This window comes from Bradyrhizobium sp. SHOUNA76 (assembly GCF_023006445.1).
GTDB lineage: Bacteria > Pseudomonadota > Alphaproteobacteria > Rhizobiales > Xanthobacteraceae > Bradyrhizobium.
In genome coordinates this window covers 1-980 of record NZ_JALBHA010000968.1, presented here as the reverse complement: position 1 = coordinate 980, position 980 = coordinate 1, and the positions used below count along the sequence as shown (strand labels likewise).

Annotated in this window: 1 protein-coding gene; it reads right to left on the bottom strand. The window is 66.6% G+C overall.

The window, feature by feature from the left end; translation table 11 throughout:
- Positions 1–237: 237 nt before the first annotated feature.
- Positions 238–980 (bottom strand): MFS transporter (locus MOV74_RS39030; RefSeq protein WP_246932926.1); only part of this gene is annotated, 743 nt, incomplete at its 5' end.

The following is a 980-nucleotide window of genomic DNA, read 5'->3' as shown; positions in this document are numbered from 1 at the left end:
CGCGTCGCGCGCGCCCGGTGGAACAGGCTGATCGCCGCCGCGCTGGCAAGCAGACACACCGCGCCGCCAAGCGCGACGAGCCGCAAATCGTGCTCTTCGGTGAGACAGTAGAGAACTTGATACATCGCGGGCCCCTATCGACCCGCACTTGAACCAACAGAAGTGGACAGTCGGTAACCGGCTACGCGCCTGTTGCGGCAATGGTGAACAGAAGATGTTCTCATTCACTCGGATTGTTCATCCCCGCGCCGGCGCACCGAGGCCGATCACGACGGCAGCGAGCAACAGGACCGCTGCGGACACCAGCAGCGACAGATGCAGCCCCGCCATGAATGCCCTCTCCGCGGCCACCAGGGAGCCGAACAACGCGACGCCGAGCACGCTGCCGGTCTGCCGCGTCGCGTTCAGGACGCCCGCCGCGATACCGGAGCGCGCTTTTTCGACGCTGCCCAGCAAGGTCGAGGTCAGCGGCGGAACCAGCAGCCCAAGTCCGGAGCTGATCGCGATCATCTGAGCGCAGATCATCCAATAGCTCGTGTCAGCCGCAATCCACAGCAGACCGAGACAGCCGAGCGCCGATACGCAGGCACCGACCACGATGGTGGGGCACGGGCCGATGCGCTCGGCGAGGCGCGGCGCCAGCAGGTTGACCGGCAGCACCGCCGCCATCATCGGCACGAAAGCGAGCCCGGTCCACCACGCCGACAGCCCGTTGATGCGCTGGAAGTACAGGCTGAGCACGAAGATCAAGCCGTAGATTGCGATGTTGACGAGCAGGCCGACGAGCGAGGTCAGCGCGAACAGCCTGTGGCTGAACAACGACAACGGCAGCATCGGCTGCGTCGCGCGCCTCTCGCGCCAGACGAAGAGCGCGGCGAGAACGGCGGCGCCGACAAAAGCGGCGATCACGGCCGGATGCCCCCAGCCCAGCGCACCGCCTTCGATGATCGCGCCGGCCAGCGCCCCCAGTGTACCGATCG